The organism is Streptomyces sp. H27-H1 (genome assembly GCF_026627445.1).
GTDB lineage: Bacteria > Actinomycetota > Actinomycetes > Streptomycetales > Streptomycetaceae > Streptomyces.
The window spans coordinates 151,834-174,908 of sequence record NZ_JAPNLJ010000011.1 but is presented as its reverse complement, the minus strand read 5'-3'; the positions used below and the strand labels follow the sequence as shown (position 1 = coordinate 174,908).

27 protein-coding genes are annotated in these 23,075 nt (G+C 71.5%); 21 read left to right on the top strand and 6 right to left on the bottom strand.

The genetic code is table 11. The features are described 5' to 3' along the window. Positions 1-184 precede the first annotated feature (184 nt). The 11 genes from OTB20_RS15020 to OTB20_RS14975 all read left to right on the top strand — a co-directional run bounded on the left by OTB20_RS15020 (position 185) and on the right by OTB20_RS14975 (position 8,236). On the top strand, positions 185-901 hold the full coding sequence (locus OTB20_RS15020) for a DUF2993 domain-containing protein (protein WP_267817824.1): 717 nt from the start codon (positions 185-187) through the stop codon (positions 899-901). A 158-nt stretch (positions 902-1,059) separates the two neighbouring features. Next, the gene (locus OTB20_RS42750; protein WP_350875872.1) at positions 1,060-1,149 is read left to right on the top strand and encodes an Ms5788A family Cys-rich leader peptide; all 90 of its coding nucleotides are present in this window, start codon (positions 1,060-1,062) and stop codon (positions 1,147-1,149) included. 202 nt (positions 1,150-1,351) lie between these two features. After that, entirely contained in the window at positions 1,352-2,197 is an 846-nt protein-coding gene (locus OTB20_RS15015; RefSeq protein ID WP_267753989.1) for a sulfurtransferase, read from the top strand. A gap of 65 nt (positions 2,198-2,262) precedes the next feature. After that, positions 2,263-2,553, top strand: a complete 291-nt coding sequence (locus OTB20_RS15010; RefSeq protein ID WP_243339454.1) for a DUF1416 domain-containing protein — start codon at positions 2,263-2,265, stop codon at positions 2,551-2,553. 62 nt (positions 2,554-2,615) lie between these two features. Beyond that, positions 2,616-2,954 (top strand): DUF3099 domain-containing protein, encoded by a 339-nt coding sequence (locus OTB20_RS15005; RefSeq protein ID WP_267817905.1) that lies wholly within the window; start codon positions 2,616-2,618, stop codon positions 2,952-2,954. Between the two features lie 116 nt (positions 2,955-3,070). After that, positions 3,071-3,934, top strand: coding sequence for a hypothetical protein (locus tag OTB20_RS15000; protein ID WP_267817823.1), 864 nt, complete (start codon positions 3,071-3,073; stop codon positions 3,932-3,934). After that, positions 3,931-4,770 carry a hypothetical protein gene (locus OTB20_RS14995; protein WP_267817821.1) on the top strand — a complete coding sequence of 280 codons (840 nt, stop codon included), beginning with the start codon at positions 3,931-3,933 and terminating at the stop codon, positions 4,768-4,770. The genes OTB20_RS15000 and OTB20_RS14995 overlap by 4 nt, the downstream gene beginning before the upstream one ends. Then, entirely contained in the window at positions 4,767-5,726 is a 960-nt protein-coding gene (locus OTB20_RS14990) for a hypothetical protein (RefSeq protein WP_267817819.1), read from the top strand. The genes OTB20_RS14995 and OTB20_RS14990 overlap by 4 nt, the downstream gene beginning before the upstream one ends. Before the next feature lie 318 nt (positions 5,727-6,044). Beyond that, positions 6,045-6,617, top strand: coding sequence for an FABP family protein (locus OTB20_RS14985; RefSeq protein ID WP_267754000.1), 573 nt, complete (start codon positions 6,045-6,047; stop codon positions 6,615-6,617). 147 nt (positions 6,618-6,764) lie between these two features. After that, the gene (locus tag OTB20_RS14980) at positions 6,765-7,235 is read left to right on the top strand and encodes a Fur family transcriptional regulator (protein WP_267817818.1); all 471 of its coding nucleotides are present in this window, start codon (positions 6,765-6,767) and stop codon (positions 7,233-7,235) included. A 32-nt stretch (positions 7,236-7,267) separates the two neighbouring features. After that, on the top strand, positions 7,268-8,236 hold the full coding sequence (locus tag OTB20_RS14975) for a YgfZ/GcvT domain-containing protein (RefSeq protein ID WP_267817817.1): 969 nt from the start codon (positions 7,268-7,270) through the stop codon (positions 8,234-8,236). Positions 8,237-8,330: 94 nt separating this feature from the next. Here the strand turns inward: OTB20_RS14975 and dtd are convergent, their stop codons facing one another. Beyond that, positions 8,331-8,756 carry a D-aminoacyl-tRNA deacylase gene (dtd, locus tag OTB20_RS14970; RefSeq protein ID WP_267754006.1) on the bottom strand — a complete coding sequence of 142 codons (426 nt, stop codon included), beginning with the start codon at positions 8,754-8,756 and terminating at the stop codon, positions 8,331-8,333. Between the two features lie 132 nt (positions 8,757-8,888). Between dtd and OTB20_RS14965 the strand changes: the two genes are divergently transcribed. The 7 genes from OTB20_RS14965 (at position 8,889) to OTB20_RS14935 (ending at position 14,099) form a co-directional block, all read left to right on the top strand. Then, on the top strand, positions 8,889-9,515 hold the full coding sequence (locus OTB20_RS14965; protein ID WP_267817815.1) for an AmfC protein: 627 nt from the start codon (positions 8,889-8,891) through the stop codon (positions 9,513-9,515). Positions 9,516-9,617: 102 nt separating this feature from the next. Continuing rightward, on the top strand, positions 9,618-10,862 hold the full coding sequence (locus tag OTB20_RS14960; protein ID WP_267817813.1) for a GNAT family N-acetyltransferase: 1,245 nt from the start codon (positions 9,618-9,620) through the stop codon (positions 10,860-10,862). 63 nt (positions 10,863-10,925) lie between these two features. Then, a complete protein-coding gene (locus tag OTB20_RS14955) occupies positions 10,926-11,693 on the top strand; it encodes a putative protein N(5)-glutamine methyltransferase (protein ID WP_420716399.1) in 768 nt (255 codons plus the stop codon). Positions 11,694-11,830: 137 nt separating this feature from the next. Next, on the top strand, positions 11,831-12,424 hold the full coding sequence (locus OTB20_RS14950) for a hypothetical protein (RefSeq protein ID WP_267817812.1): 594 nt from the start codon (positions 11,831-11,833) through the stop codon (positions 12,422-12,424). Positions 12,425-12,588: 164 nt separating this feature from the next. Next, on the top strand, positions 12,589-13,041 hold the full coding sequence (locus OTB20_RS14945) for a helix-turn-helix domain-containing protein (RefSeq protein ID WP_267817810.1): 453 nt from the start codon (positions 12,589-12,591) through the stop codon (positions 13,039-13,041). Positions 13,042-13,066: 25 nt separating this feature from the next. Then, positions 13,067-13,630, top strand: a complete 564-nt coding sequence (locus OTB20_RS14940) for a hypothetical protein (RefSeq protein ID WP_267817808.1) — start codon at positions 13,067-13,069, stop codon at positions 13,628-13,630. A gap of 124 nt (positions 13,631-13,754) precedes the next feature. Beyond that, complete coding sequence (locus tag OTB20_RS14935) at positions 13,755-14,099, top strand: DUF2516 family protein (protein WP_267754019.1); 345 nt, start codon at positions 13,755-13,757, stop codon at positions 14,097-14,099. A 46-nt stretch (positions 14,100-14,145) separates the two neighbouring features. Here OTB20_RS14935 and OTB20_RS14930 read toward each other — a convergent pair whose 3' ends face one another. From OTB20_RS14930 to OTB20_RS14920, 3 genes are all read right to left on the bottom strand, one after another. Further along, a complete protein-coding gene (locus tag OTB20_RS14930) occupies positions 14,146-15,378 on the bottom strand; it encodes a PP2C family protein-serine/threonine phosphatase (RefSeq protein ID WP_267817806.1) in 1,233 nt (410 codons plus the stop codon). Between the two features lie 275 nt (positions 15,379-15,653). After that, positions 15,654-16,703 carry a C40 family peptidase gene (locus OTB20_RS14925; RefSeq protein ID WP_267817805.1) on the bottom strand — a complete coding sequence of 350 codons (1,050 nt, stop codon included), beginning with the start codon at positions 16,701-16,703 and terminating at the stop codon, positions 15,654-15,656. 183 nt (positions 16,704-16,886) lie between these two features. Beyond that, positions 16,887-17,696, bottom strand: coding sequence for a class I SAM-dependent methyltransferase (locus OTB20_RS14920; protein ID WP_267817803.1), 810 nt, complete (start codon positions 17,694-17,696; stop codon positions 16,887-16,889). Positions 17,697-17,859: 163 nt separating this feature from the next. On the opposite strand from OTB20_RS14920, the gene mshA reads away from it, so the two are divergent. Both mshA and OTB20_RS14910 read left to right on the top strand, forming a co-directional pair. Further along, positions 17,860-19,248, top strand: coding sequence for a D-inositol-3-phosphate glycosyltransferase (gene mshA, locus OTB20_RS14915; RefSeq protein ID WP_420716398.1), 1,389 nt, complete (start codon positions 17,860-17,862; stop codon positions 19,246-19,248). Then, positions 19,241-19,753, top strand: a complete 513-nt coding sequence (locus tag OTB20_RS14910; protein WP_267817802.1) for a YbjN domain-containing protein — start codon at positions 19,241-19,243, stop codon at positions 19,751-19,753. Before mshA ends, OTB20_RS14910 begins: the two co-directional genes overlap by 8 nt. A gap of 102 nt (positions 19,754-19,855) precedes the next feature. Here the strand turns inward: OTB20_RS14910 and OTB20_RS14905 are convergent, their stop codons facing one another. Next, positions 19,856-21,298: an MDR family MFS transporter gene (locus OTB20_RS14905; RefSeq protein WP_267817800.1), complete on the bottom strand. Its 1,443-nt coding sequence runs from the start codon at positions 21,296-21,298 to the stop codon at positions 19,856-19,858. A 162-nt stretch (positions 21,299-21,460) separates the two neighbouring features. Between OTB20_RS14905 and OTB20_RS14900 the strand changes: the two genes are divergently transcribed. Further along, complete coding sequence (locus OTB20_RS14900) at positions 21,461-22,222, top strand: phosphoglyceromutase (protein ID WP_267817798.1); 762 nt, start codon at positions 21,461-21,463, stop codon at positions 22,220-22,222. Between the two features lie 567 nt (positions 22,223-22,789). Here the strand turns inward: OTB20_RS14900 and OTB20_RS14890 are convergent. Then, entirely contained in the window at positions 22,790-22,936 is a 147-nt protein-coding gene (locus tag OTB20_RS14890; protein WP_267817796.1) for a hypothetical protein, read from the bottom strand. Between the last annotated feature and the right edge of the window lie 139 nt (positions 22,937-23,075).

Here is a 23,075-nt window from a genome sequence, read left to right as displayed (position 1 = left end):
GCTCCCCGTGCGCCCGTCCCGCTCGTGCGGGGCGGGCGTCGTCACACCCGCACACCGGCCGGCGGTACGTCGGAGCGCACCCGCCTCACACCCGCCGAACACCCGCCTCGCTTCCGTCTCACACCGCCCCGACAGCCGGGCATGGTCCACTGGGTCGACGTACCGATCGTCTGGGGGTGGACACGTGCGTGTCCTGCGTGTCGTTGTGATCATCGGAGTGGTGCTCGGAGGCCTGTTCGTCGGCCTGGACCGCTGGGCGGCCGGCTATGCCGAGGACCGGCTGGCGGACCGGATCCAGGCCCGGCAGGGCCTGTCCGGGGGAGTGGACGTGGACATCCACGGGTTCCCGTTCCTGACCCAGGCACTTTCCCACGACCTGGACCAGGTCGACCTGAAGGTGGCCGGCCTCGACGTGGCGACCACGGACGGCCGCAAGACGCACCTGTCCCAGTTGCAGGTCGCCTTCCGCGGAGTGGAGCTGAACGGCGACTACAGCGGCGGCACCGCCCGGGACGCCAAGGGATCGACGCTCATCACGTACGCCGATCTGACCGCGGCCGCGCAGTCCGGGGTGACGGTCGCCTACGGCGGGGCGCCGGGCAAGGTGAAGGTCACCGCGAGCGTGGAGTTCCTCGGCAGGACGCTCAGCCGCAGCGTGGTGTCGACGGTCTCCCTCGTCGACGCCGGCGAGGGCAAAGGTTCGAAGATCGTCCGGGTGCGGGCCGACGAGGTGCCGGGCGAGGGCCTTCCCGGGATCGAGGCGGTGGTCCGGAAGAAGACCGACTTCGACCGGCGGCTCGACGTCGGTCTGCCGTCGGGGGTCGAGCTGACGGCGCTGACCTCGGACGAGGCCGGTGTGCGCCTCACTCTGGGCGGTACGAATCTGACGTTGGCCGGATAGTGAGACGGGGAGGTCCGATCCGCAGATGGGCGGGCCGCACGAGGGCCCCCGGGCCTCGGTCGAGAGCTCCCCAGGGCGCCTCTATCTCAATATCCGGACGATCCTGTCTCGGAATATGACACGACGGTGACAGGGCGGCCGATTCGTCCCTACGATCCATGGCTATGAAGCATCAGCAGGCGGACCTCACGAAGCGACGGGCAGTAGACCTGTGTCGCGTCGCCGCCATGCTCTGTCGATCCATGTGACGTGTGAGCGCATCCCGCTCCATAGCCGGACGACGGCCTTCCGCTTTCCCGTGTGACCGCCCCTGCCTCCCGCCCTCCTGAAGCCACCCGCAACAGGATCCGCGAGGGGGCACCTCCCAGCGGTAGCTGGGGGAGCACCCGGAAGACACGCCCCTGCACCACCAGCACCACCCCGCCGCACACTGCCCCGGAGGAGAACACCATGAGCCGCAGCGACGTCCTTGTAGACGCCGACTGGGTCGAGGCCCACCTGAACGACGCGAACGTCGTCATCGTCGAGGTCGACGAAGACACGGCCGCGTACGACAAGAACCACATCACCAACGCCGTCCGGATCGACTGGAAGAGCGACCTCCAGGACCCGGTCCGCCGCGACTTCGTGGACCAGGAGGGCTTCGAGAAGCTCCTCTCCGCCAAGGGCATCTCCAACGACGACACCGTCGTCCTCTACGGCGGCAACAACAACTGGTTCGCGTCCTACGCCTACTGGTACTTCAAGCTGTACGGCCACCAGGACGTCCGCCTGCTCGACGGCGGCCGCAAGAAGTGGGAGCTCGACTCCCGCGACCTGGTCGACGGCAACGAGGTCCCCGCCCGCGCGGCCACCCAGTACAAGGCCAAGGCCCAGGACACCTCGATCCGCGCCTTCCGTGACGACGCGGTCGCCGCGATCGGTTCGAAGAACCTGGTCGACGTCCGCTCGCCCGACGAGTTCTCGGGCAAGCTGCTCGCGCCGGCGCACCTCCCGCAGGAGCAGTCGCAGCGTCCGGGTCACATCCCGAGCGCCCGCAACATCCCGTGGTCGAAGAACGCCAACGACGACGGCACCTTCAAGTCCGACGCGGAGCTCACCGCCCTCTACCAGGCCGAGCAGGTCGACCTGGCGAAGGACACCATCGCCTACTGCCGCATCGGTGAGCGCTCCGCGCTCACGTGGTTCGTTCTGCACGAGCTCCTGGGCCAGGAGAACGTCAAGAACTACGACGGCTCGTGGACCGAGTACGGCTCGCTGGTCGGCGTGCCGATCGAGCTCGGCGCCAACAAGTAATCCCGCCAAGTAGTTCCGGGCACGCGACGCCCGTAGTCATCCCTCTCTAGGACAGGACAGAGAACATGTGTGGAGCAAAGATCGGCGGGCCCGACCTCTCGACGCTGAAGCCCGGTGAGACGGCCATCCAGGGCCAGGTCACCAAGGACGGCGAGCCCATCAGCGGTTACGTGCGGCTGCTGGACTCGACCGGCGAGTTCACCGCAGAGGTCCCGACCTCCGCGACCGGCCAGTTCCGCTTCTACGCGGCCGAGGGCTCCTGGACGCTGCGCGCGCTCGTGCCCGGCGCCCAGGCGGACCGCGCCGTGGTCGTCGTCGAGTCCGGCGGCGTGACGGACGTGGCGATCGCGGTCTGAGCACCGCAGCTGTGTGACCGTACGACCGGCCGAAGGGCCGCACCCCCGGGGGTTGGACGCCACTGGATCGGGGTGCGGCCCTTCGTGCCGTCCCGGAGTCCTTCGCAGGGGGCCGCTTCCCGCTCTACCCTGAAGGCATGTACGCCCGGCGCCGCCGCGCCTACTTCCTGCTCATGGGCGGATGCCTGTTCCTCTTCGTCTCCGCCTGGTCCTTCGTGCGCCTGTGGTCCGTCGAGGCCGCCGTGGCCATGTGCGTCGTCGCCATGGTCATCCCGCCGGTCGCCGCGATCGTCGCGAACCGGCGCGGCCCCGATGACCGCTGGTGGGACGACCCCTCGGGCGACTCGAAGTCCGACGAGTGGTGGGACGAACTGGACGGAAAACGGCCTCCTGGCGACTGAAAACCGGCCGATATAAAATTGTAATAAGGCTTTTTGCGGTTCTCCTCACGGCAGGGTGTCTTGTGTGTAGGCGGGCGATCGGTCCGCGACTACCAGTCCTGTGGGGGGACCTTCTTTTGGAACACGAACAGACCATCCCTGAGCAGCGGAAAGAGGCGGAGAAAGCCCCGGAACCGGGCACTCCGGACGCACCTTCGGCGGCCACTCCCGAAGCCGCTCCCGGCGCTTGGACCGACGCAGCTCCGGAAGCAGCTCCGGCCGCTGTCCGCCGTCGCGGCGGCCGCGCACTCCTCCTGATCGCCGGTGCGGCAGTCCTCGGCGTCCTGGCGGGCACGGTCACCGGTTACGCGATCCAGTACGACCGCGAACCGACACCGCTGGCCCCGCTGGCGCAGCAGGACCCGGTGTCCCCGAAGGCACTCGCGCCTGATGGCGCCACCACGAACGAGACGATCAACGCCAACCGCTGGCACAAGACGGACGGCGACCTGGCGACGCTGCTGATCGACGCGCCGGGCGGGGCGAAGGTGGTCGGCAAGGGATACGACACCATCGACTCCGTGGCGACCGGGTTCGAAGAGCCGGACCGCATGCTCCGCAACCTGGTCAAGACGGATGTCCGCCGGCTCGCTTCGGTCAGCTGGACGGAGGGTGACAGCACTTTCGTCACCGTGCAGCTGCTGCAGTTCAAGGACCGGGACGGGGCGGACGACTACCAGGCCGGTCAGTCCAGCTACATGCCGCAGAAGAAGTACGCGGGCAACGAGGGGGTGGCCATTCCTGGTCTCGCCTCGGACCTCGGGCACGTCTGGGTGGACTCCGAGGCCGAGGAGAAGCCCGGGTACCTTCCGATGCGTGCCGGCCGGGCCATCGCCCGCCGCGGCGACATCGTGCTCGACATCCACTATGTGAACAACCGGGGAAAGGTCGCCCAGGGCGATGTCCTGAACCTGGCCAAGCGACAGCTGGAGCGACTGTGACCGAGCCTCACGACCACGTGACCCCGGTCCCGGACGAGGTGTCCGCCGAGGGCCGCGACGACCCGAACCCGAACACCGACGCGGCCGCGTCCGTGGCGCCCGCGCGCAGGCCCGGCCGCAAGGCGTTCGCCCTGGTCGCCGGCGTCGGCGCGGTGGCCGCCCTCGTGGGCGGTGGTGTCTGGGCCTCCGTCGCCCTTGCGGACGCCGACCGGGATGCGCCCACCGCCTACTGGGTGCCCCGGAGCGAGCGGTACGAGAAGCCGGCCGAGCCCGGTCCCGTTCCGGCGAACGCCCTCTCGGGCAAGCTGCTGCCGGTCCCGTCCGCTTTCGAGCTGGGACCGGACCTCGCACAGGACGGCAACAACTTCTTCGTCTCGGGCGAGAAGGCGGTCGAGGGCTTCAAGGAAGCCCGCGGCGGCCTCTCCAGCTCCGACCGCAAGAAGCGCGACGAGGCGCTGGCCGACCTGAAGCTCAAGGGCCTGGCCGGCCGCAGCTACGTCAGGGATGGCTCCTACAACGTCGTCGAGGTCCGCATCATGCAGGCCGACCCCGCCGCGGTCGGCAAGCTCTCCGAAGTCAGCAAGAAGTTCCTCGAAGCCACGGGCGACGACCGGGACGCGCCGAAGGTGGACGGATTCCCGGCCGCCAAGTGCTCGCTGATGGCGATCGGCCAGGAGAAGAAGGAGAAGATCGACTCCCTGGACTGCGTGGCAGTCGAGGGCGACGTGATGATCACCTTCCGCGCCTACGGGGCCAAGCCCTTCTCGAACTCCGACGCCGTCCAGTTCTTCAAGAACCAGTTGAACCACCTGAAGTCCCCCGGGGAGTCCGCGTGACCGAGCAGAGCATCACCGGAGCGGAGCCGGCGCCCGTCGAGGACGCCGCCTTCCCGCAGGCGGCCGTGGCCAAGGACACCGTTCCCGCGCCCACGCTGGTCCCCGAGTCCTCCGTGCCCTCGGTGTCCTCCGAGAATCCGGCGAACGCGTACGGGTCCCCCGCTGTCCCGGCGGCTCCCGAGGCGCCGGTCGCGCCCAAGGACCGCCGCAAGCTGCTCGCCGCGCTGCGCTGGACCGCCGCCGTACTGGTCTTCGGCGCCGTCGGCGCGGGAGTCGCGTACGAGGTCACCGAGCCCGAGCGCACTGACATTCCGGGCCTGTCCACCAAGGCCGACGGCCGCTGGACGTACCCGGCGCCGACCAGGCCGGCATTGCCGGCGGGCGCCGCCCTGCCGTTCGCCGAGGACAACCCGGACGGCATCCACTACGCGGGCCTCACGGAGCTGCTCCTGCCCGCTCCCACCGGCTCGGCTCCCGACTCCGAGCTGAAGCTGGAGAAGGACGGGGTGGTGGCGGTCGACACTTTCCTGGCGGAGTACGAGGCCGCCGAACGCGAGAAGATGAAGGAGCAGTTCACCAACGAGGGACTGCGCCAGATCGCCGCCCGCGGATGGACCACCCCGGACGGCACCCGCACCCGCGTCTACCTGCTGCGTTTCCACGCCTCGGGCTTCGTGGACACCTTCAACGGATGTGGTCCGACCATGAAGCTGAAGGACGTCCGGCTGATGGGCTCCGATCTGGACTGGAGCAAGGGCAAATCGGGCCAGTCCGCGCCGCCCCTCAACTTCGTCTCGCTCTTCGCGGAGTCGAAGCCGGTCGGCGATGAGCAGGTCAAGGCGGGCTGCGTCCAGTCCGGCGACATCCAGGCCGTCATCCTGCAGACCCGCGAGGGCGAGGTGGCGACCGTGCCGTTCCACCAGACGGTGATCCTCCAGCACCAGCTGCTCGGCTAGCAGGGCGGGAAGCCCCGCGGTCCGCCCTACGGGCTACCTCACACCGTGCCCCGGTCCCCGGCCCAGTAGGCTTGGGGACCGGCCCCGTAGTTCCCCCGGACTCCGCCCGGGGGACCCCCTGTCACTCACTCCGAGGAGCACCCCGTGCTTGAGGCAGTCTTCACTTCCCTGCTGGTCCTGGTCTGCGTCGGCGTCCTCGCCTTCTCCGGACTGGCCGTGAAGAAGCTGTACCAGGGCCAGCGCTGATCCCCTTCGGATCTGCCGCCGCCCGCCCCGGATGCCGCAACCCCCTCACACAGATCGCCTGAGCACCCACCCATGATCCAGATTCCGTCCGACCTGAACCCGGGTCTCCTCCCCATCGCCTTCCTCCTCGGCAACTGGGAAGGCGCCGGCGTGTTCGACTTCCCCGGTGAGGAGAAGTGCAACTTCGGCCAGGAAGTCGTCTTCAGCCAGGACGGCCGGGACTTCCTGGAGTACACCTCCCACACGTGGGTGCTCGACGCCGAGGGCAAGAAGGTGCGGCCGCTGGAGTCCGAGTCGGGCTACTGGCGCATCGACAAGGACCGCAAGGTCGAGATCGTCATGGTCCGCGACCAGGGCGTCGTAGAGGTCTGGTACGGCGAGCTCGCCGACAAGAAGCCGCAGATCGACGTGGTCACCGACGCCGTCGCCCGTACCGCGGCCTCCGGCCCGTACAGCGGTGGCAAGCGGCTCTACGGCTACGTGAAGAGCGACCTCATGTGGGTCGGCGAGAAGGCCACCCCCGAGGTGGAGCTGCGCCCGTACATGTCGGCCCAGCTGAAGAAGGTCGTCACGCCCGAGGAGGTCGCGGAGATGGCGCGCAACCTTCCGGACATGCCCGACGACGGCATCGCCTTCTTCCGCTAGAGCGCGCGAGCCCGTACGCGTGGGAGCCCCCGGCCGGCCCGGCCGCCGGGGGCTCCCGTGCGCGCACCGCCTCCCGTCCCCGTCCCCTCCCCGTCCCCGTCCCCTCCCCGCTCCCCTCCGCCGGGACCCGAGGCCTACACTGGCCGGGTGGTGACCACCGACAGCACCGAGAACCTCGCCGCCCCCGACGGCGACTGGAAGAGCGACCTGCGCCGGCGCGGATACCGCCTGACCCCGCAGCGCCAGCTCGTGCTGGAAGCGGTGGACGCCCTCGAGCACGCCACCCCGGACGAGATCCTCGTCGAGGTGCGCAAGACGGCCTCGGGGATCAACATCTCCACGGTCTACCGGACGCTGGAGCTCCTGGAGGAGCTGAAGCTGGTCTCGCACGCCCACCTCGGGCACGGGGCCCCCACCTACCACCTCGCCGACCGGCACCACCACATCCACCTGGTCTGCCGCGACTGCGCCGAGGTCATCGAGGCGGACGTGGACATCGCCGCCGAGTTCACCTCCAAGCTCCGCGACACCTTCGGTTTCGAGACCGACATGAAGCACTTCGCGATCTTCGGCCGCTGCACGGCCTGCGCCGCGAAGCACCGGGCGGGCACGGCCTAGGTTCGGCTTCCGCGGGGTCGTAGGCTGGGGCCATGACCAGCAGCCCCTTGCTCCACCTCCCCGGCGCCGTGCAGGCCGAAGGCCGCGACGAGGACGTCGCCGCCCACTACGGAGAGCTGTACGGCGAACAGCGCGCCCTCGCCGCCGGCCGCGGATTCGTGGACCTCTCCCACCGCGGGGTCGTCACCGTCACCGGATCGGACCGGCTGAGCTGGCTGCACCTGCTCATCACTCAGCACGTCAGCGCGCTCCCGGCCGGCCAGGCCACCGAAGCGCTGATCCTCTCCGCGAACGGCCACATCGAGCACGCGCTCTACGTCGTGGACGACGGCGAGACGACGTGGATCCACGTCGAGCCCGGCACCCAGGAGGCGCTGATCGCCTACCTGGAGTCGATGAAGTTCTTCTACCGCGTCGAAGTCGCCGACCGGACCGCCGAGTTCGCCGTCGTGTACCTGCCGGCCGGCTCCATCGCCGAGGTCGCCAAGGAACTCGCCGTACGGGAGACCGAGTACGGCCGCGACGTCTTCCTGCCGCGCGACGGACTGGACGCCTTCGCCGCCTCCCACGGCCCGGCCGCCGGGCTGCTCGCGTACGAGGCCCTGCGCGTCGAGGCGCACCGGCCGCGGCTCGGTCTGGAGACCGACCACCGCACCATCCCGCACGAGGTCGGCTGGATCGGCACCGCCGTGCACCTGCAGAAGGGCTGCTACCGCGGCCAGGAGACGGTGGCCCGCGTCCACAACCTGGGGAAGCCGCCGCGCAGGCTGGTCTTCCTGCACCTGGACGGCTCCGAGGTGCTGCTCCCGGCGCACGGGACGCCCGTACGGCTGGCCGCGGACGGCGAGGACGGCCGCCAGCTGGGCTTCGTGACCACCTCGGTGCGCCACCACGAGCTCGGCCCGATCGCGCTCGCGCTGGTCAAGAGGAACGTTCCGGTGGACGCCCCGCTGCTGGTGGGCAAGACGGCCGCCGCGCAGGAGGTCGTCGTAGCGCCCTGACCGTCCGGGCCGGTTGCAGCCGCATCCGGGCCTCATCCCGGCCGCGTCCGGGGCGGCTCCTGGCCGGCTCCCTGACGGGAGCCGCCCGGGACGCCTAGATGTCGATGACGATGGTGAACGGGCCGTTGTTGGTCAGCGAGACCCGCATGTCCGCGCCGAACCGGCCCGTCTCCACCGTCGCGCCCAGCGCGCGCAGTTGAGCCACGACCTCGTCCACGAGGGGCTCGGCGACCGGGCCGGGCGCGGCCGCGTTCCAGGTGGGGCGGCGGCCCTTGCGGGCATCTCCGTAGAGGGTGAACTGGGAGATCACCAGCAGCGGCGCGTCCACGTCGCTGCAGGACTTCTCGGCCTCCAGGATCCGCACCGACCAGAGCTTGCGCGCCAGCAGCTCCGCCTTCTGCGGGGTGTCGTCGTGGGTCACCCCCACCAGGACGCACAGCCCCTCGCCGACGATCTCCCCGACGGTCTCTCCGGCCACCACGACGCTCGCGCCGTCCACTCTCTGCACCACTGCTCGCATACCACCTGTGTACCAGGCGTGCACCCGTCCGGGGCCGATCGGGTGGAGTGGGACTGCACCGGTACCACGGAGAGTGGCACGATGCACGCAGGCGGTGCCCCCAGCACCGGTCGAGGGGACGGACACGAACGCATGAATACTTCTGGTACTTCCGCACCTGCTCCTGCGCCCATCGCGCCCTTGGGAACGGGCGCGCCCGGCGCGCCCACGGCGTCCGCGGCACCCGCCGAGACCCCGGTGCCGCGCCCGCCCGCCCAGCGGACCGGGGGCGCGGACGCCCCGCCGACGGCGACCAGCGCGCTCGGTCTGCCGGAGCTGCGCGCGCTGCGCCGCGACTCACAGCGCGACGAGGCCGACCTGAGCTACGTACGCCGGCTGCTCCAGGGCCGCATCGACATCCTGCGCGCCGAGCTCGCCCGGCGTACGGACCCCGAGGCACCGGTGGTGGACCGGCTCTCGGAGATCCTCGCAGACGCCCCCTCCAGCCGCAGCGCCTCCGCCCGCCACGTCACGCTCGGCACCCCGCACGGGGAGGAGTACCGGCTGCTGGCTGCCGAAATGCTCTCCGACGTGGAGCTCTCCGACCTGGGAGCGCGCACGGACGAGGAACTCCACGAGGGCATGGCCCGGTTGGTCCGCTACGAGCAGCAGGTCTCCCGGCGCCGGCAGCAGCTCCAGCGCACGGCCGACGACAGCAGCACGGAGATCACCCGGCGCTACCGGGAGGGCGAGGCCCAGGTGGACGACCTGCTGGCCTGAACGGGCGGAGGGGACTTGAACGGCCCGCCGGCCCGAACGGGCGGCATGCGCGCGGAAAATACGGGCGACGGGTCAGGGCCGGGCCGGTTAGCGTGGGCCGCTATGAGTGCTGACGTCCGGCCGATCGCCGCATCCGAGCTGCCCGAGTGGCTGCGCGCCCTGCACGCCGGTTTCCTGCGCCCGGAGCACGGTACGGCCGCGGACCTCGCCCAGCTGACCGAGAGCTACGACTTCGCCCGGACGCAGGGCGGGTTCGACGCGGACACCGGCCGGTGCGTGGCGACCTTCCGCTCCTTCCCGCAGGAACTGACCGTGCCCGGCGGCGGGTTCGTCCGCTCGAGCGCCGTCACGAACGTGGCCGTGCTGTCCACGCACCGCAGGCAGGGCCTGCTGACCCGGATGATGTCCGCCGAGCTGGCCGCCGCCCACGCGCGCGGGGACGTGCTGTCGACGCTGATCGCCGCCGAGTATCCGATCTACGGGCGGTACGGGTACGGGCCCGCCACCTCCGTCTCGGAATGGGAGATCGACGTACCGCGCACCGGACTCGACCCCCGTAGGCCGGTCACCGGGGACGGGGGCCGGATCGACCTCGTGGACGAGGCCGAGGTGCGGGAAATGGGCCCGGCGCTGCACGAACGGCTGCGGGCGGCCACGCCCGGCGCGGTGAACCGCGACGCCCGCTGGTGGCGGCTGGCCACGGGGGCGCAGGAGCTGTCGCACCGCCCGTACACGGCCGCCTTCCACGCGGTGTACCGGACGGCGGAGGGCGAGGTGGCCGGTCTGGTGCGGTACGCCGCTGACGACACCTGGACGGACGGGAAGGTCCCGCTGAACACCGTGCGGGTCAAGCAGTTGCTCGCCACCACCCCGCAAGCGGAGCGGGCGCTGTGGCATTTCCTGTGCTCCATCGACTGGGTGGCGAAGGTCCGCACCGGCTTCCGCGCCCCCGACGACCTCGTCGCCCGGCTCCTGCCCGACGCGCGCGCCGCCCGGCTGGTGACCTCGGCGGACTGGCTGTGGGTGCGAGTGCTGGACGTCGTACGGGCCCTGCGCGCGCGGACGTACGCGGTGCCGGGGGTCCTCGTCCTGGAGGTCGCCGACGCGTTCGGGCCGGCGGGCGGCCGCTACCGGCTGGACGCGGGCGCGGGGGACTGCGTACGCACGCGGGAGCCGGCCGATCTGCGCCTGGACGTGGGCACACTGGGGGCGCTGTACCTGGGCGACGAGTCGGCGGTGCGGCTGGCGGCGCTCGGCGGGATCACGCAGGAGCGCCCCGGGGCGCTCGCGCTCGCGGACGCGGTGTTCCGCACGGCCCGCCGGCCGTGGTGCCCGGACGTCTTCTGAGGACGGCGTCTGTCTGTCTGTCTGTTGCGCGGGCTGGAATTCTGAGGACTGGGACTGAGGTACTTGGCGACACTGGTGGAGACCCTGCGCGCGGCCGGCTGCGTCTTCGCGGAGGAAGAGGCGGAGCTGCTGATGGCCGCCGCCGCGGACGAGGTGCACCTGGAGGGGCTGCTGGCCCGGCGGGTGGCGGGCGAGCCGCTGGAACACGTCGTCGGCTGGGCGGAGTTCTGCGGGCTGCGGATGGCGGTCGGCGAGGGCGCCTTCGTACCGCGCCGGCGCAGCGAGTTCCTCGCGCGGGAGGCGGTGGCGGCGGCCCGCCCGGGCGCCGTGGTCGTGGACCTGTGCTGCGGGGTGGGCGCGCTGGGCGCGGCCGTGGCCGCGCGGGTGCCGGGCGGCGAACTGCACGCGGCGGACATCGACCCGGCCGCGCTCGCGTACGCCCGGCGCAACGTGGCCCCGTACGGCGGCCAGGTGTGGCAGGGCGACCTGTACGCACCCCTGCCCGCCGGGCTCCGCGGCCGGGTGGACGTCCTGGTGGTCAACGCCCCGTACGTCCCGACCGGGGAGATCGGCCTGCTCCCGGCGGAGGCCCGCGACCACGAACCGCCCGTCTCCCTGGACGGCGGCCCGGACGGCCTGGACGTCCACCGCCGAGTGGCGGCCGGAGCCCCGCCCTGGCTCGCCCCCGGCGGTACCCTCCTGATCGAGACGAGCACCCGCCAGGCCACCGTCACGGCCTCGGCCCTGAAGGCGGCGGGCCTGTCGGTCCGGACGGTGACCTCGGAGGAGTACTACGCGACGGTGGTCATCGCGACGGCGGCGCAGCCGTGACTGAGTCGCACCAACGGGCCCTCGGGGAAGGCACCCTGCGCGGCTGGCGAGAAACGGATCGCATCGCCCAGGTCGCCCGCCAAGAATTCGAGTCGACGTGGGCCGCTGCGCGTGAGTCCTCGAACCAAGGAGACGAGTTGATCACGGAGTACCAGCAGAAGCTGCGCGAGCGCTACATCGCTGCCACCGTCATGCCGGCTCCGGAGCCGTGGCAGCCGGTGCTGGACCGCAGGACTCCTGTCGGGGGTCTGCTCGGCATCGGATTCGCCGTTGATCCCGACAGCGGTCACGACCTGGTCATGGTCGTGTCCAGCGAAGGCCATGGACTCTTCGACGCGGTCACCGGCGAGAAGATCGCCCGCGACCGGGATCCCGACCCCGACACGAGCACTCCCGACGCCCACCCGGACCTCGCCTGCCCCGGGCTCGGCCCGATCGCGGGCGTCCCGGTACGCATAGCCGGGCTGTTCGGCGGCGGCCTGCACAGCACCACGCCGGACGGCTGGACCCTGGACGTCGTCAGCCCCGAGTGGCCCCGCGGCCGCGTCATCCTCTCCGCCGACGGCGGGTCCCACGAAGGGCCGGCGGGAGAGGCCTGGTGGCACGTCTTCCATTCCGAGCACTCGGAACTCCGCGCGGCCGGATTCTCCCCCTCCGGCCTGACCCTCGCGGTCGCCACCAGCAGAGACCTGACTCTCTGGACCCGGCCCGAACTCCACTTTCACGATTGAGCGGACAGCGGCACACGGTGCGAGACGAGACGGGGGGACGGGGCGGAACTCGCCGGTGCGCCGCTTCCCGGCCACAAGCAGCCTGCGGGCGCTCAGCGGGAGCGAGTGGGAGCTATTGCAAGCGCGTGCTTGCAATAGTTAGCAAGGTGCGGCAGGATCGGGGCATGGCATCGCTCAACGTCGGGAATCTCGGCGAGTACCTGCGCGAGCAGCGGCGGCAGGCGCAGCTTTCGCTGCGGCAGCTGGCCGAGGCGGCGGGGGTGTCGAATCCGTACCTCAGTCAGATCGAACGCGGGCTGCGCAAGCCGAGTGCGGACATCCTGCAACAGCTCGCGAAGGCGCTGCGGATCTCCGCCGAGACGCTGTACGTGCAGGCCGGAATCCTGGACGAGCGGGACCGGGACGAGGTGGAGACGAGGGCTGTGATCCTCGCCGATCCGTCCGTCAACGAGCGGCAGAAGCAAGTGCTGCTCCAGATCTACGAGTCCTTCCGCAAAGAGAACGCCGCCGAGGCAGCAGCAGTGGCCGAGGCGGAAGCGGAAGCGATACTCGGAGCGGGACCGGGAGCGGAAACCGCTGCCGACGATGTCGATGCCGAGACGCGCAATACGAACTGAGACTGTGATCCGGGAGGACCACCACATGGCCATCGCCGATGACCTGAAGAAGACCCTCACCGACCCGACCCCCCTCTACTTCGCCGCAGGCACCGCCGACCTCGCCGTACAGCAGGCCAAGAAGGTGCCCGGGCTGATCGAGCAGCTGCGTGCCGAGGCCCCCGCGCGCATCGAGGCCGTGAAGAACACCGACCCCAAGGTCGTGCAGGGCAAGGCCAAGGAGGCGCAGGAGGCGGTCACCGCCAAGGTCGCCGAGGTGCTCGGGGCGATCGACGCGAAGAAGTTCGGGGAGACCGCCCAGGACCTGGCGCTGCGCGGGGTCGGCGTGGCCGCCGAGTACGCGGTCAAGGCCAAGGAGGCCTACGACAAGGTCGCCGAGCACGGCGAGCAGACCGTACGGGCGTGGCGCGGCGAGGCGTCCGAGGAGATCGTCGACATCGCCGTCGTCGTGGAGCCGGACCCGGCGCCGGTGGCGGACGTGGCGACCGAACCGCAGGCCGAGCCGGTCGCGGAGCCCGCGCCGAAGAAGACCACCGCGCGCAAGTCCGCGGCCAAGAAGGCCGCCGCCGAGCCGGCCGACAAGAGCTGAGATGTGCGTAACGGACCGGGCACCCACGGGGCGTCCGGTCCGTTGTGGTTTGGGAAAGGGGCTCTGCCGGTAGCGTGGAGGCAGGTGGCATCCGGCGAGCGAGGCATGAGAAGGCGGTCAGGCGATGTTGATGAACGGGTTCGATAACGGAGTGCTTCCGTTGCTCGGGTTCGCCATGCTGGGGCTCGCCGTGGTGGCCTTCGTGCTGGCGCTGACGGCGCGCGAGGACGCGTACCGTGCGGCCGGCAAGCAGACCAAGACCTTCTGGCTCGTCATCCTCGGCATCACCGTGCTCGTGGACTTCTTCCTCGGGATGCTCTTCCTGGAGATCGCCGGGCTCGTCGCCACCATCGTGTTCTTCGTCGACGTGCGCCCCGCCCTCAAGCAGGTCTCGGGCGGCGGCGGTGGCGGCCGGCGGGGCGGCAGCAGCAGCGACGGGCCGTACGGGCCCTACAACGGCGGACGGTAACCGGAAGGCAGCCGCAGGGCAGCCGCACGGCAGCGCGGTCGGGCTGTCAGCCTTCGGCGCGGGAGAGGAGGACGACGGCGACGTCGTCCGTCAGCTCCCCGCCGTTGAGCCGGCGGGCCTCGGTCACGGAGGCCTCCAGCAGGCCTTCGCCGCTCAGACCGGCGCTGAGGTGGCGGTTGATCATCTCGACCATGCCGTCCTGCCCCAGCCGCTCCTTGCCGGGGCCGATCCGGCCCTCGATCAGGCCGTCGGTGTAGAGCATCAGGCTCCACGTGCCGCCCAGTTCGACCTGGCGGCGCGGCCAGCGGGCCCGGGGCAGCAGGCCGAGCGCCGGGCCGTTGTTCTCGTACGGGAGCAGCCGCGCGGGCCGGCCCGGCCGGGAGATCAGCGGCGCCGGGTGGCCCGCGAGACACAGGCCCGCCCGGCGGCCGTCCGGGGCGATGTCCACCGTGCAGAGCGTCGCGAAGATCTCCTCGTTGGGGCGCTCGACTTCGAGCACCTCCTGGAGGGTGGCCAGCAGGTCGTCGCCGCACAGACCGGCCAGGGTCAGCGCCCGCCAGGCGATGCGCAGCTCGACGCCGAGGGCGGCCTCGTCCGGGCCGTGGCCGCAGACGTCACCGATCATGGCGTGGACGGTGCCGTCGGGGGTGCGGACGGTGTCGTAGAAGTCCCCGCCGAGGAGCGCGCGGCTGCGGCCGGGGCGGTAGCGGGCCGCGAAGCGGAGGTCGGAACCCTCCAGGAGCGGGTGCGGAAGCAGTCCGCGCTCCAGGCGGGCGTTCTCCTGGGCCCGAAGTTTCGATTCTGCGAGCTTGTACTGGGCGATGTCGGCCCGTTTTCTCTCCACCGCGTAGCGGATGGCGCGGCTGAGCAGCCGCCCGTCGAGCTCGTCGCGGAACAGGAAGTCCTGGGCGCCCACGCTGACGGCTTCCGCGGCGCGCTCCGCCTCCTCCTCGGAGGTGAGCACGAGAACGGCGTGCCGCGGGGCGAGACGGAGCACCTGGCGCAGGGCGCCGAACGGATCGGCGGCGTCGCCGGCGCCGTGCGGGAGCGCCAGGTCGAGCAGGACGCAGCTCACGTCGGGGGTGAGCAGCCGGGCCGCCTCCGTGAGGTTGCGGGCGCTGCGCAGCCGAATGCGGTGGCCGTCGGCGTCGAGGATCTCGGGGACGGTGAGGCCGCCGGCGGGGTCGTCCTCGATCACCAGCAGGGTGAGCGATGACTGGCCGCCCGGGCCGCTCTCGGTGCCCGGGATGTCCCTCTGCCGCGGTACGGGTACGGGCATCGTCTCCGGTTCCTTCCCGCCCCCTCGGGGGTTCGCTCGTCCGGCGACCCTAGCGGCGGGACGGAAGAAGCGGAATGCCGGGCCCGGCCCGGGGTTCTGGCATATGCCGTTATCGGGTGGGAAAGTCCGCGCCGACGATGACCAACGTCACGGCGGCGGGGTACCGCGTCCCGCCCACCGAGACGTAGCGCCGAGGCGCCGGGCGGGCGGCCCGCACTCCGCCCGGACCACGCCACCGGCCGCTTACGAGGCCGGTCGCTTGCGTGTCCGCCCGCTTACGCGTCCGGCCGGACCACGGCCTTGATCGGCATGGAGCCCGCGCCCGCCATGGTGACGTTGCGCCCGGGGCGGGGGGCGTGGACCATCGCGCCGTCCCCGACGTACATCCCGACGTGGCTCGCGTCGTCGAAGTAGATGATCAGGTCGCCCGGCCGCATGTCCTTGACCGCGACCTTCGGCAGCCGCAGCTGCTCCTGCGAGGTGCGCGGTATCTTCTTGCCCGCCGAGATCCAGGCCTGCGAGGTCAGCCCGGAGCAGTCGTACGAACCCGGGCCCTCGGCGCCCCAGACGTACGGCTTGCCCATCTGGGCGGTGGCGAACTGCACGGCCCGCTTGCCCGCGTCGGTGGCCGCCGCGCCCTTGGAACCGTGCAGCGCGCCCGTGGACAGCCATGCGGTCTGCGCCTTGTACTGCGCGTCCGTCTCCAGCTGCAGCAGCCGGGCCTTCTGCTCGGCCTCCAGCTTGCTTTCGAGCTCCTCGGCCGCCTTGATCTTCTCCTCGACCTGCTTCTTCGAGGTCTCCTGCTTGACCCGGTTCGCCTCCAGCGTCTCCCAGTGCGCGCTCGCGTCCCTCGCGTACTGCTGCAAGTCGCTCTGCGTCCGGTTCATTTCGGAGAGCAGGTCCGAGGTCGCCTTCTCGCCCTGACGCAGTCTGTCGGAGCCGTCCAGGAACTGCGTCGGGTTGTTGCTCAGGGCCAGTTGCGCGCCGGGCGGCAGCCCGCCCGACCGGTACTGGGCGCGGGCGGCAGCTCCCGCGCGGCCCTTCAGGGCGGTGATGCGGTTCTGGCCCGCGAGGACCAGGTTGGCGATCTCCACGATCTTGTCGGACTGCGTCTTGGTCTCGCTCTCCGCGAGGTTGAAGGCGTCCGTGGCGGTGCCGGCCTCGCGGTAGAGGCCCTCTATGTCTTTGCGGACCTGCTCCAGGGACTTGCCCTGCTGGGGCTCCGGCGCCGCGAACGCGGTTCCGGCCAGCGCACCGGGCGCGGTCAGCAGCGCCATCGCGCAGAGCAGTGTGAGGGCGATCGAACCCCGTCGTCGTTGCCTCATGGTCCCCCCAGACACACCGATGCCGGACGGCGGCCACCGGATTGATTAACCGTCAGTAACTTGTCATTGCCTTCGGGATGGTGCCACGAGTCGGTCAATTCCAACACCCTTGTGGATAACCACCCGATGCGTCCCCAGGGTCCCCAGGGTCCCCATCACCCCCCACCGCTCCCGCGGTCCCGCTCACCCCGAAGGCCTCAACGCTTCCCACCGCACCGTCAGTTCCCCCTGGCGCCAACGCACCGGCCCGTCCGCGAGCGGCCAGTCCCCGGCCAGCGCCCGCGCCGTCCGGATCCAGCGCTGCCGCGCCCCGTAGGAGGCGTACGGAGCCGCCGCCGCCCACGCCCGGTCGAAGTCGCGCAGGAACGCGTGCACCGGCTCGCCCGGCACGTTCCGGTGGATCAGTGCCTTCGGCAGCCGCTCCGCCAGGTCCGAGGGCCGGTCCAGGGAGCCCAGCCGGGTCGCGAAGGTCACCGTGCGCGCCCCTTCGGGCCCCAGCGCGACCCATACGTGCCGCCGCCCGATCTCGTCGCAGGTCCCTTCCACCAGCAGCCCGTCGGGAGCCAGCCGGGAGCACAACCGCTCCCACACCGCCTCGACCTGCTCCTCGTCGTACTGGCGCAGCACGTTCGCCGCCCGGATCAGCGCCGGCCGGACCCCGTACTCCAGCGGCACCTCGAAGCCGCCGTGCCGGAAGCTCAGGCCCTCACGCTCGTACGGCTTCGCGCCCGCCACCCGCGCCGGCTCGATCTCGATGCCGACCACCCGCACCCGCGGAGCCGCCTCCCGCAGCCGGGCCAGCAGCTCCACCGCGGTCCAGGGCGCGGCCCCGTAGCCGAGGTCCACCGCGACCGGGTCGTCCGCGCGCCGCAGCGCCGCCCCGTGCGTGGCCGCGATCCAGCGGTCCATGCGGCGCAGTCGGTTCGGGTTCGTCGTCCCGCGGGTCACGGTGCCGACGGGGCGACGAGGGGGAGGGGTGGAGCGGGAGGCCATGTGCAGAGAGTAAGCGGAGCGCTCCCGCCCGATAAAAAACCGGCACGGGACCAGGAAATCCGCCGCTCCCGGAATGCGGGACACGGCCGTACGGGTTGCACTCCTAGAAGAGCGCCCACAGCGCTCTCCGCGTCATGCCGTCCGAGCGAGAGGAACTGCTCCCTTGAGCCAGTACGTGTCCCGCATCGGCGGCAGCATCGGCGGCCGTTTCGCCGCGGCCCGTTCCGGCACCCGCCACGAGCCGCCCCGTCTGCGCCTGCCCGCCGCCGTCGGCGGCCACCGCAAGCCGCGCCGCGTCGCGATGCTCAGCGTGCACACCTCACCGCTGCACCAGCCCGGCACCGGCGACGCCGGCGGCATGAACGTCTACATCGTCGAGCTGGCCCGGCGTCTCGCCGCGATCAACATCGAGGTCGAGATCTTCACCCGGGCCACCGCCGGCGGCCTGCCGCCCGTGGTCGAGCTCGCGCCCGGAGTCCTCGTACGGCACGTGGACGCGGGCCCGTACGAGGGCCTCGCCAAGGAGGAGCTGCCGGCCCAGCTGTGCGCCTTCACCCACGGCGTCATGCAGGCCTGGGCCCGCCACCGCCCCGGCTACTACGACCTGGTGCACTCCCATTACTGGCTCTCCGGCCACGTCGGCTGGCTCGCCGCCGAGCGCTGGGGCGTCCCGCTCGTGCACGCGATGCACACCATGGCCAAGGTCAAGAACGCGGCGCTCGCCGAGGGCGACAGTCCCGAGCCCGCCGCCCGCGTCATCGGCGAGACGCAGATCGTCGACGCCGCCGACCGGCTCATCGCGAACACCGCCGAGGAAGCCGACGAGCTCGTCCGCTACTACGAGGCCGACCCGGGCAAGGTCGCCGTCGTCCACCCCGGCGTGAACCTCGACCGCTTCACCGTCGCCGACGGCCGCGCCGCCGCCCGCGCCCGCCTCGGGCTGCCCCAGGACGCCGTCATCCCGCTCTTCGCGGGCCGCATCCAGCCGCTCAAGGCCCCCGACATCCTGCTGCGGGCCGTCGCGGAGCTGGTGGACCGGCAGCCGGAGCTGCGCACCCGGCTGTTCGTACCCGTCGTCGGCGGGCCGAGCGGCAGCGGGCTCGCGAAGCCGGAGGGGCTGCAGAAGCTCGCCGCGAAGCTAGGCATCGCGGACCTCGTGCACTTCCATCCGCCGGTGGCGCAGGACGCGCTCGCGGACTGGTTCCGGGCGGCGTCCGTCCTGGTCATGCCCTCGTACAGCGAGTCCTTCGGGCTGGTCGCCATAGAGGCGCAGGCCACCGGCACGCCGGTGCTGGCCGCGGCCGTCGGCGGGCTCCCGGTCGCCGTCGACGACGGGGTGACGGGCATCCTCGTACCCGGCCACGATCCGGTGGACTACGCCCGCGAACTACGCCGCTTCGTGGACGAGCCGGGGCTGTCGGCCCAGATGGGCGCGGCGGCAGCGCGGCACGCGCAGTTCTTCGGCTGGGACACCGCCGCGAGCGGCACCGCCGACGTGTACACGGGGGCGATGCACGATCACCGCCGTCACGTACGCTCCCACCATGGCTGACCTTGAACCCGCCGACCGCACCGACGCCGCCGCGATCATCGAGGCAGTCCTGACCGGTGCGGAACTGAGCTGGGAGTGCCCCGCGCCGGGCTCGTACGTGGTCCAGCTCCCCGGCACCCGCAAGCTGAGCACCACCTGCTCGCTCAAGGCCGGGAAGCACTCCCTGTCCGTCAACGCCTTCGTGATCCGCCACCCGGACGAGAACGCGGCCGGCGTCCACCGGTGGCTGCTGGAGCGCAACCTCAAGCTCTACGGCATGGCCTATGCGGTCGACGCGCTCGGCGACGTCTACCTGACGGCCCGCCTGCCCCTGTCGGTGATCACCCCGGACGATCTGGACCGGCTGCTCGGAACGGTCCTGGAGGCGGCGGACGGAGCCTTCAACACGCTGCTGGAGCTGGGTTTCGCGAGTGCGATCCGGCGGGAGTACGAGTGGCGGGTCGCGCGTGGGGAGTCCACGCGCAACCTGGATGCCTTCAAGAACTTGACGCAGCCGTCCGCCTGATCCCCGCCTGATCCCCGCCCGATCACGGACCCGGACCGCCCCCGTGCGGCGCCGTTGCCCGGGGCCGGCCCCCGGCACCCCGCGCCCCTCGAACTCCCCCGGCTACAGCTGGGAAGGGCCCCCGGGCGGGGCCGGAGCGGTCGGGGTGCCGGCGAGGGCGGGGGTCCCGGCAGCGCCGGAGGCGACGGCCAGGTCGAGGGTCCCGGCGGGGCCGGAGGCGACGGCGAGCGCAGAGGTCCCCGTGAGGCAGGAGGGGACGACACCGTCGGGTGCGGCGGTCGGCGTGGCCGGGTTCGCCGGTACGGCGGTGGGGGAGTCGGCCGGTTCCTCTCCCGGTCCACCCTCGGGGAGCCCGCGCATCAGCAGCCAGTAGCCCAGGGCCGCCACCGTGCCCAGGACCGCCGTCGCGCCCCACAGCCAGGCCGCGCCGAAGTGTTCGATCGAGAAGCCCGCCATCAGCGGTGCGATCAGCGAGGCCACCGCCCACGACATCGTGTACATGCCCTGGTAGCGGCCGCGCCCGTGCACCGGGGAGAGCCGCGCGACCAGGCCCATCTGGGTCGGCGAGTTGATGATCTCGGCCAGGGTCCACACGCAGACGGTCAGCGCCAGGCTCCACACCGAGCCGCCGAAGGCCGTCAGCCCGAAGCCGTACCCGGCCAGCAGCGCCGAGATCACCAGCAGCCGCTGTGGATCGCGGTGCTCGATGAACCGGGTGACCGGGATCTGCAGCAGCACGATCAGCAGCCCGTTCAGGCCGATGACCAGGCCGTAGTCGGTCGTGGAGAATCCGGCCGCGCCCATCGCGAGCGGCAGCCCGAACGAGCCCTGCATGAAGATCAGCGAGATGAGGAAGGAGAGCCCGACCACGCCCATGAAGCGCCCGTCCCGCAGCACCGTCCCCAGGCCGACCTCCGGCTCGGCGGCCGCCTTCTGCGCCGCCGTCTTCTCCGGCCGGGACTCCGGCAGCTTGAGGTAGACCAGCACCGCGCACACCAGCGTCAGGGCCGCCTCGCCGAGGAACCCGGCCAGGTAGCTGTACTTCGCGACGAAGCCCGCCGCGGTCGCGCTGATGGCGAAGCCGAGGTTGATGGCCCAGTAGTTCAGCGCGAAGGCCCGTACCCGGTCCTCCGGGCGGACGATGTCGGCCATCATCGCCTGCACCGCCGGCCGCGAGGCGTTCGAGGTCATGCCGACCAGCAGCGCCACCGCGGCGATCGCCGCCGCCTGCTCCATGAACCCGAGCAGCGCCACCGAGAACGCGGTCGACGCCTGCGCCGCCATCAGCGTGGGCCGCCGCCCCAGCCGGTCCGTCAGCACGCCGGCGACGAGCGAGGACACCACACCGCCGAGCCCGTGCAAGGCCACCACAAGTCCCACGAAGGAGGCCGAATAGCCCCGCTCCAGGGTCAGGTACAAGGTCATGAATGTGGCGACGAAGGCCCCGAGCCTGTTGACCAGCGTGCTCGTCCAGAGCCACCAGAACTCCCGGGGCAGACCCGCGACGCTCTCGCGAGCGGCCCGTCTCACACTGGCAACGGACATACGGAATCCCCCCGGAGATGTAAGTGCTCCTCTACTTGTTCGGACCCTACGGACAGTGCCGCTCCGGAGCCACTGGATTGACGGCTGCCGTCAATCGGGGACCGTCCACTTGTCGTATACACCGCGCGCGGGCGGGCGGGCGCGTCCATTAGGCTCGTACGCATGGCCGACGCACCGTACAAGCTGATCCTCCTCCGCCACGGCGAGAGCGAATGGAACGCGAAGAACCTGTTCACCGGCTGGGTGGACGTCAATCTCAACGAGAAGGGCGAGAAGGAGGCGATCCGCGGCGGCGAGCTGCTCAAGGACGCCGGCCTGCTGCCCGACGTGGTTCACACGTCCCTCCAGAAGCGCGCGATCCGCACCGCGCAGCTCGCCCTGGAGTCCGCGGACCGCCACTGGATCCCGGTCCACCGCTCCTGGCGCCTGAACGAGCGCCACTACGGCGCCCTCCAGGGCAAGGACAAGGCCCAGACCCTCGCCGAGTTCGGCGAGGAGCAGTTCATGCTGTGGCGCCGCTCGTACGACACCCCGCCGCCGGCGCTCGAAGACGGTACGGAGTTCTCGCAGTCCGGGGACCCGCGCTACGCCTCCATCCCGCCGGAGCTGCGTCCGCGTACCGAGTGCCTCAAGGACGTCGTCGTCCGCATGCTCCCGTACTGGTACGACTCGATCGTCCCGGACCTGCTGGACGGCCACACCGTCCTGGTCGCCGCGCACGGCAACTCCCTGCGCGCCCTGGTCAAGCACCTCGACGGCGTCTCCGACGCGGACATCGCGGGCCTGAACATCCCGACCGGCATCCCGCTCTCCTACGAGCTGGACGCCGGCTTCAAGCCCCTCAACCCGGGCGGCACCTACCTCGACCCGGACGCCGCGGCGGCCGCCATCGAGGCCGTCAAGAACCAGGGCAAGAAGAAGTAGTCAGAGCGATCATGCCCCTGACCTGCGCACACGGCGCAGATCGGGGGCATTCGTCTGTCCTGGGCCCACCGGTGGTTGCGGCGAAGAGAGCGCCCGGGCCCGGGGAGTTGGTCCCCTCGTCTCCGTCGGCCGCCTGTCGCCGGCCCGGTGGGGACGCCCCGCTTTTGTGGTCTTGTGGCCCGGCCCGACCACGCACCGGCCCGACCACGCACCGGCCCGGCCCGGCCCGGCCCGGTGCGTGGTCGGGTGGCGCGGTGGAAGCAATCATCGCGAGTGCGATAGCGGCCCTGGGACGCTGCTCGGGTAGGGGGTCACCTTCGCCTTTCAGCAGCGGGTGGCCGACCGGGGGCAGGAGTTCACCCGCTCGGAGAAGCTGCGGCAGGAGCGGCTCGACGCCTACACCTCGTACGCGGGGGCGCTCGTGAACTTCCGGCGCGGGTCGGCGCCGCGAAGCGGACCGGGCGCCGGGGCTTCCCGGGCGGGGTGTTGGCGGGAGCGATGCGAAGGACCCCGGCCGACAGGGATGTCGGGCGGGGCCCTTCGGGTGGTCGAGCCGGGCGGAGGCGGTCAGCCGCCGCACTGGCACGGGGCGCCGGACTGGCAGCCGCAGCCGCAGCCCGAGCCGCAGCCGCAGGCCGCGAGCAGCGGTAGGCGGAGTGTCTCCGGGGGCTGCGCTTCCTGCTCCGGGGTGATCGGGACGGGGGAATCGGGCATGGATCCTCCTCGTAGGCGTTGTGCCTTCGCCCTCATTCATGCCCAGCCGGACCCGTGCGTCAACGGCGCATTGGGGGCTCGTTGTTGATCCGGTCCGATTCCCGGGCTGATCCCCGGGCCGATCCCCGGTCCGACCTCC

Bases quoted from the DNA above. Each gene is read 5' to 3' on its own strand.
- OTB20_RS42750 (WP_350875872.1), top strand. From the start codon at position 1,060: ATGGCTATGAAGCATCAGCAGGCGGACCTCACGAAGCGACGGGCAGTA.
- OTB20_RS15015 (WP_267753989.1), top strand. From the start codon at position 1,352: ATGAGCCGCAGCGACGTCCTTGTAGACGCCGACTGGGTCGAGGCCCAC.
- OTB20_RS15010 (WP_243339454.1), top strand. From the start codon at position 2,263: ATGTGTGGAGCAAAGATCGGCGGGCCCGACCTCTCGACGCTGAAGCCC.
- OTB20_RS14985 (WP_267754000.1), top strand. From the start codon at position 6,045: ATGATCCAGATTCCGTCCGACCTGAACCCGGGTCTCCTCCCCATCGCC.
- OTB20_RS14975 (WP_267817817.1), top strand. From the start codon at position 7,268: ATGACCAGCAGCCCCTTGCTCCACCTCCCCGGCGCCGTGCAGGCCGAA.
- dtd (WP_267754006.1), bottom strand. From the start codon at position 8,756: ATGCGAGCAGTGGTGCAGAGAGTGGACGGCGCGAGCGTCGTGGTGGCC.
- OTB20_RS14965 (WP_267817815.1), top strand. From the start codon at position 8,889: ATGAATACTTCTGGTACTTCCGCACCTGCTCCTGCGCCCATCGCGCCC.
- OTB20_RS14960 (WP_267817813.1), top strand. From the start codon at position 9,618: ATGAGTGCTGACGTCCGGCCGATCGCCGCATCCGAGCTGCCCGAGTGG.
- OTB20_RS14945 (WP_267817810.1), top strand. From the start codon at position 12,589: ATGGCATCGCTCAACGTCGGGAATCTCGGCGAGTACCTGCGCGAGCAG.
- OTB20_RS14940 (WP_267817808.1), top strand. From the start codon at position 13,067: ATGGCCATCGCCGATGACCTGAAGAAGACCCTCACCGACCCGACCCCC.
- OTB20_RS14935 (WP_267754019.1), top strand. From the start codon at position 13,755: ATGTTGATGAACGGGTTCGATAACGGAGTGCTTCCGTTGCTCGGGTTC.
- OTB20_RS14930 (WP_267817806.1), bottom strand. From the start codon at position 15,378: ATGCCCGTACCCGTACCGCGGCAGAGGGACATCCCGGGCACCGAGAGC.
- OTB20_RS14925 (WP_267817805.1), bottom strand. From the start codon at position 16,703: ATGAGGCAACGACGACGGGGTTCGATCGCCCTCACACTGCTCTGCGCG.
- OTB20_RS14920 (WP_267817803.1), bottom strand. From the start codon at position 17,696: ATGGCCTCCCGCTCCACCCCTCCCCCTCGTCGCCCCGTCGGCACCGTG.
- OTB20_RS14910 (WP_267817802.1), top strand. From the start codon at position 19,241: ATGGCTGACCTTGAACCCGCCGACCGCACCGACGCCGCCGCGATCATC.
- OTB20_RS14905 (WP_267817800.1), bottom strand. From the start codon at position 21,298: ATGTCCGTTGCCAGTGTGAGACGGGCCGCTCGCGAGAGCGTCGCGGGT.
- OTB20_RS14900 (WP_267817798.1), top strand. From the start codon at position 21,461: ATGGCCGACGCACCGTACAAGCTGATCCTCCTCCGCCACGGCGAGAGC.
- OTB20_RS14890 (WP_267817796.1), bottom strand. From the start codon at position 22,936: ATGCCCGATTCCCCCGTCCCGATCACCCCGGAGCAGGAAGCGCAGCCC.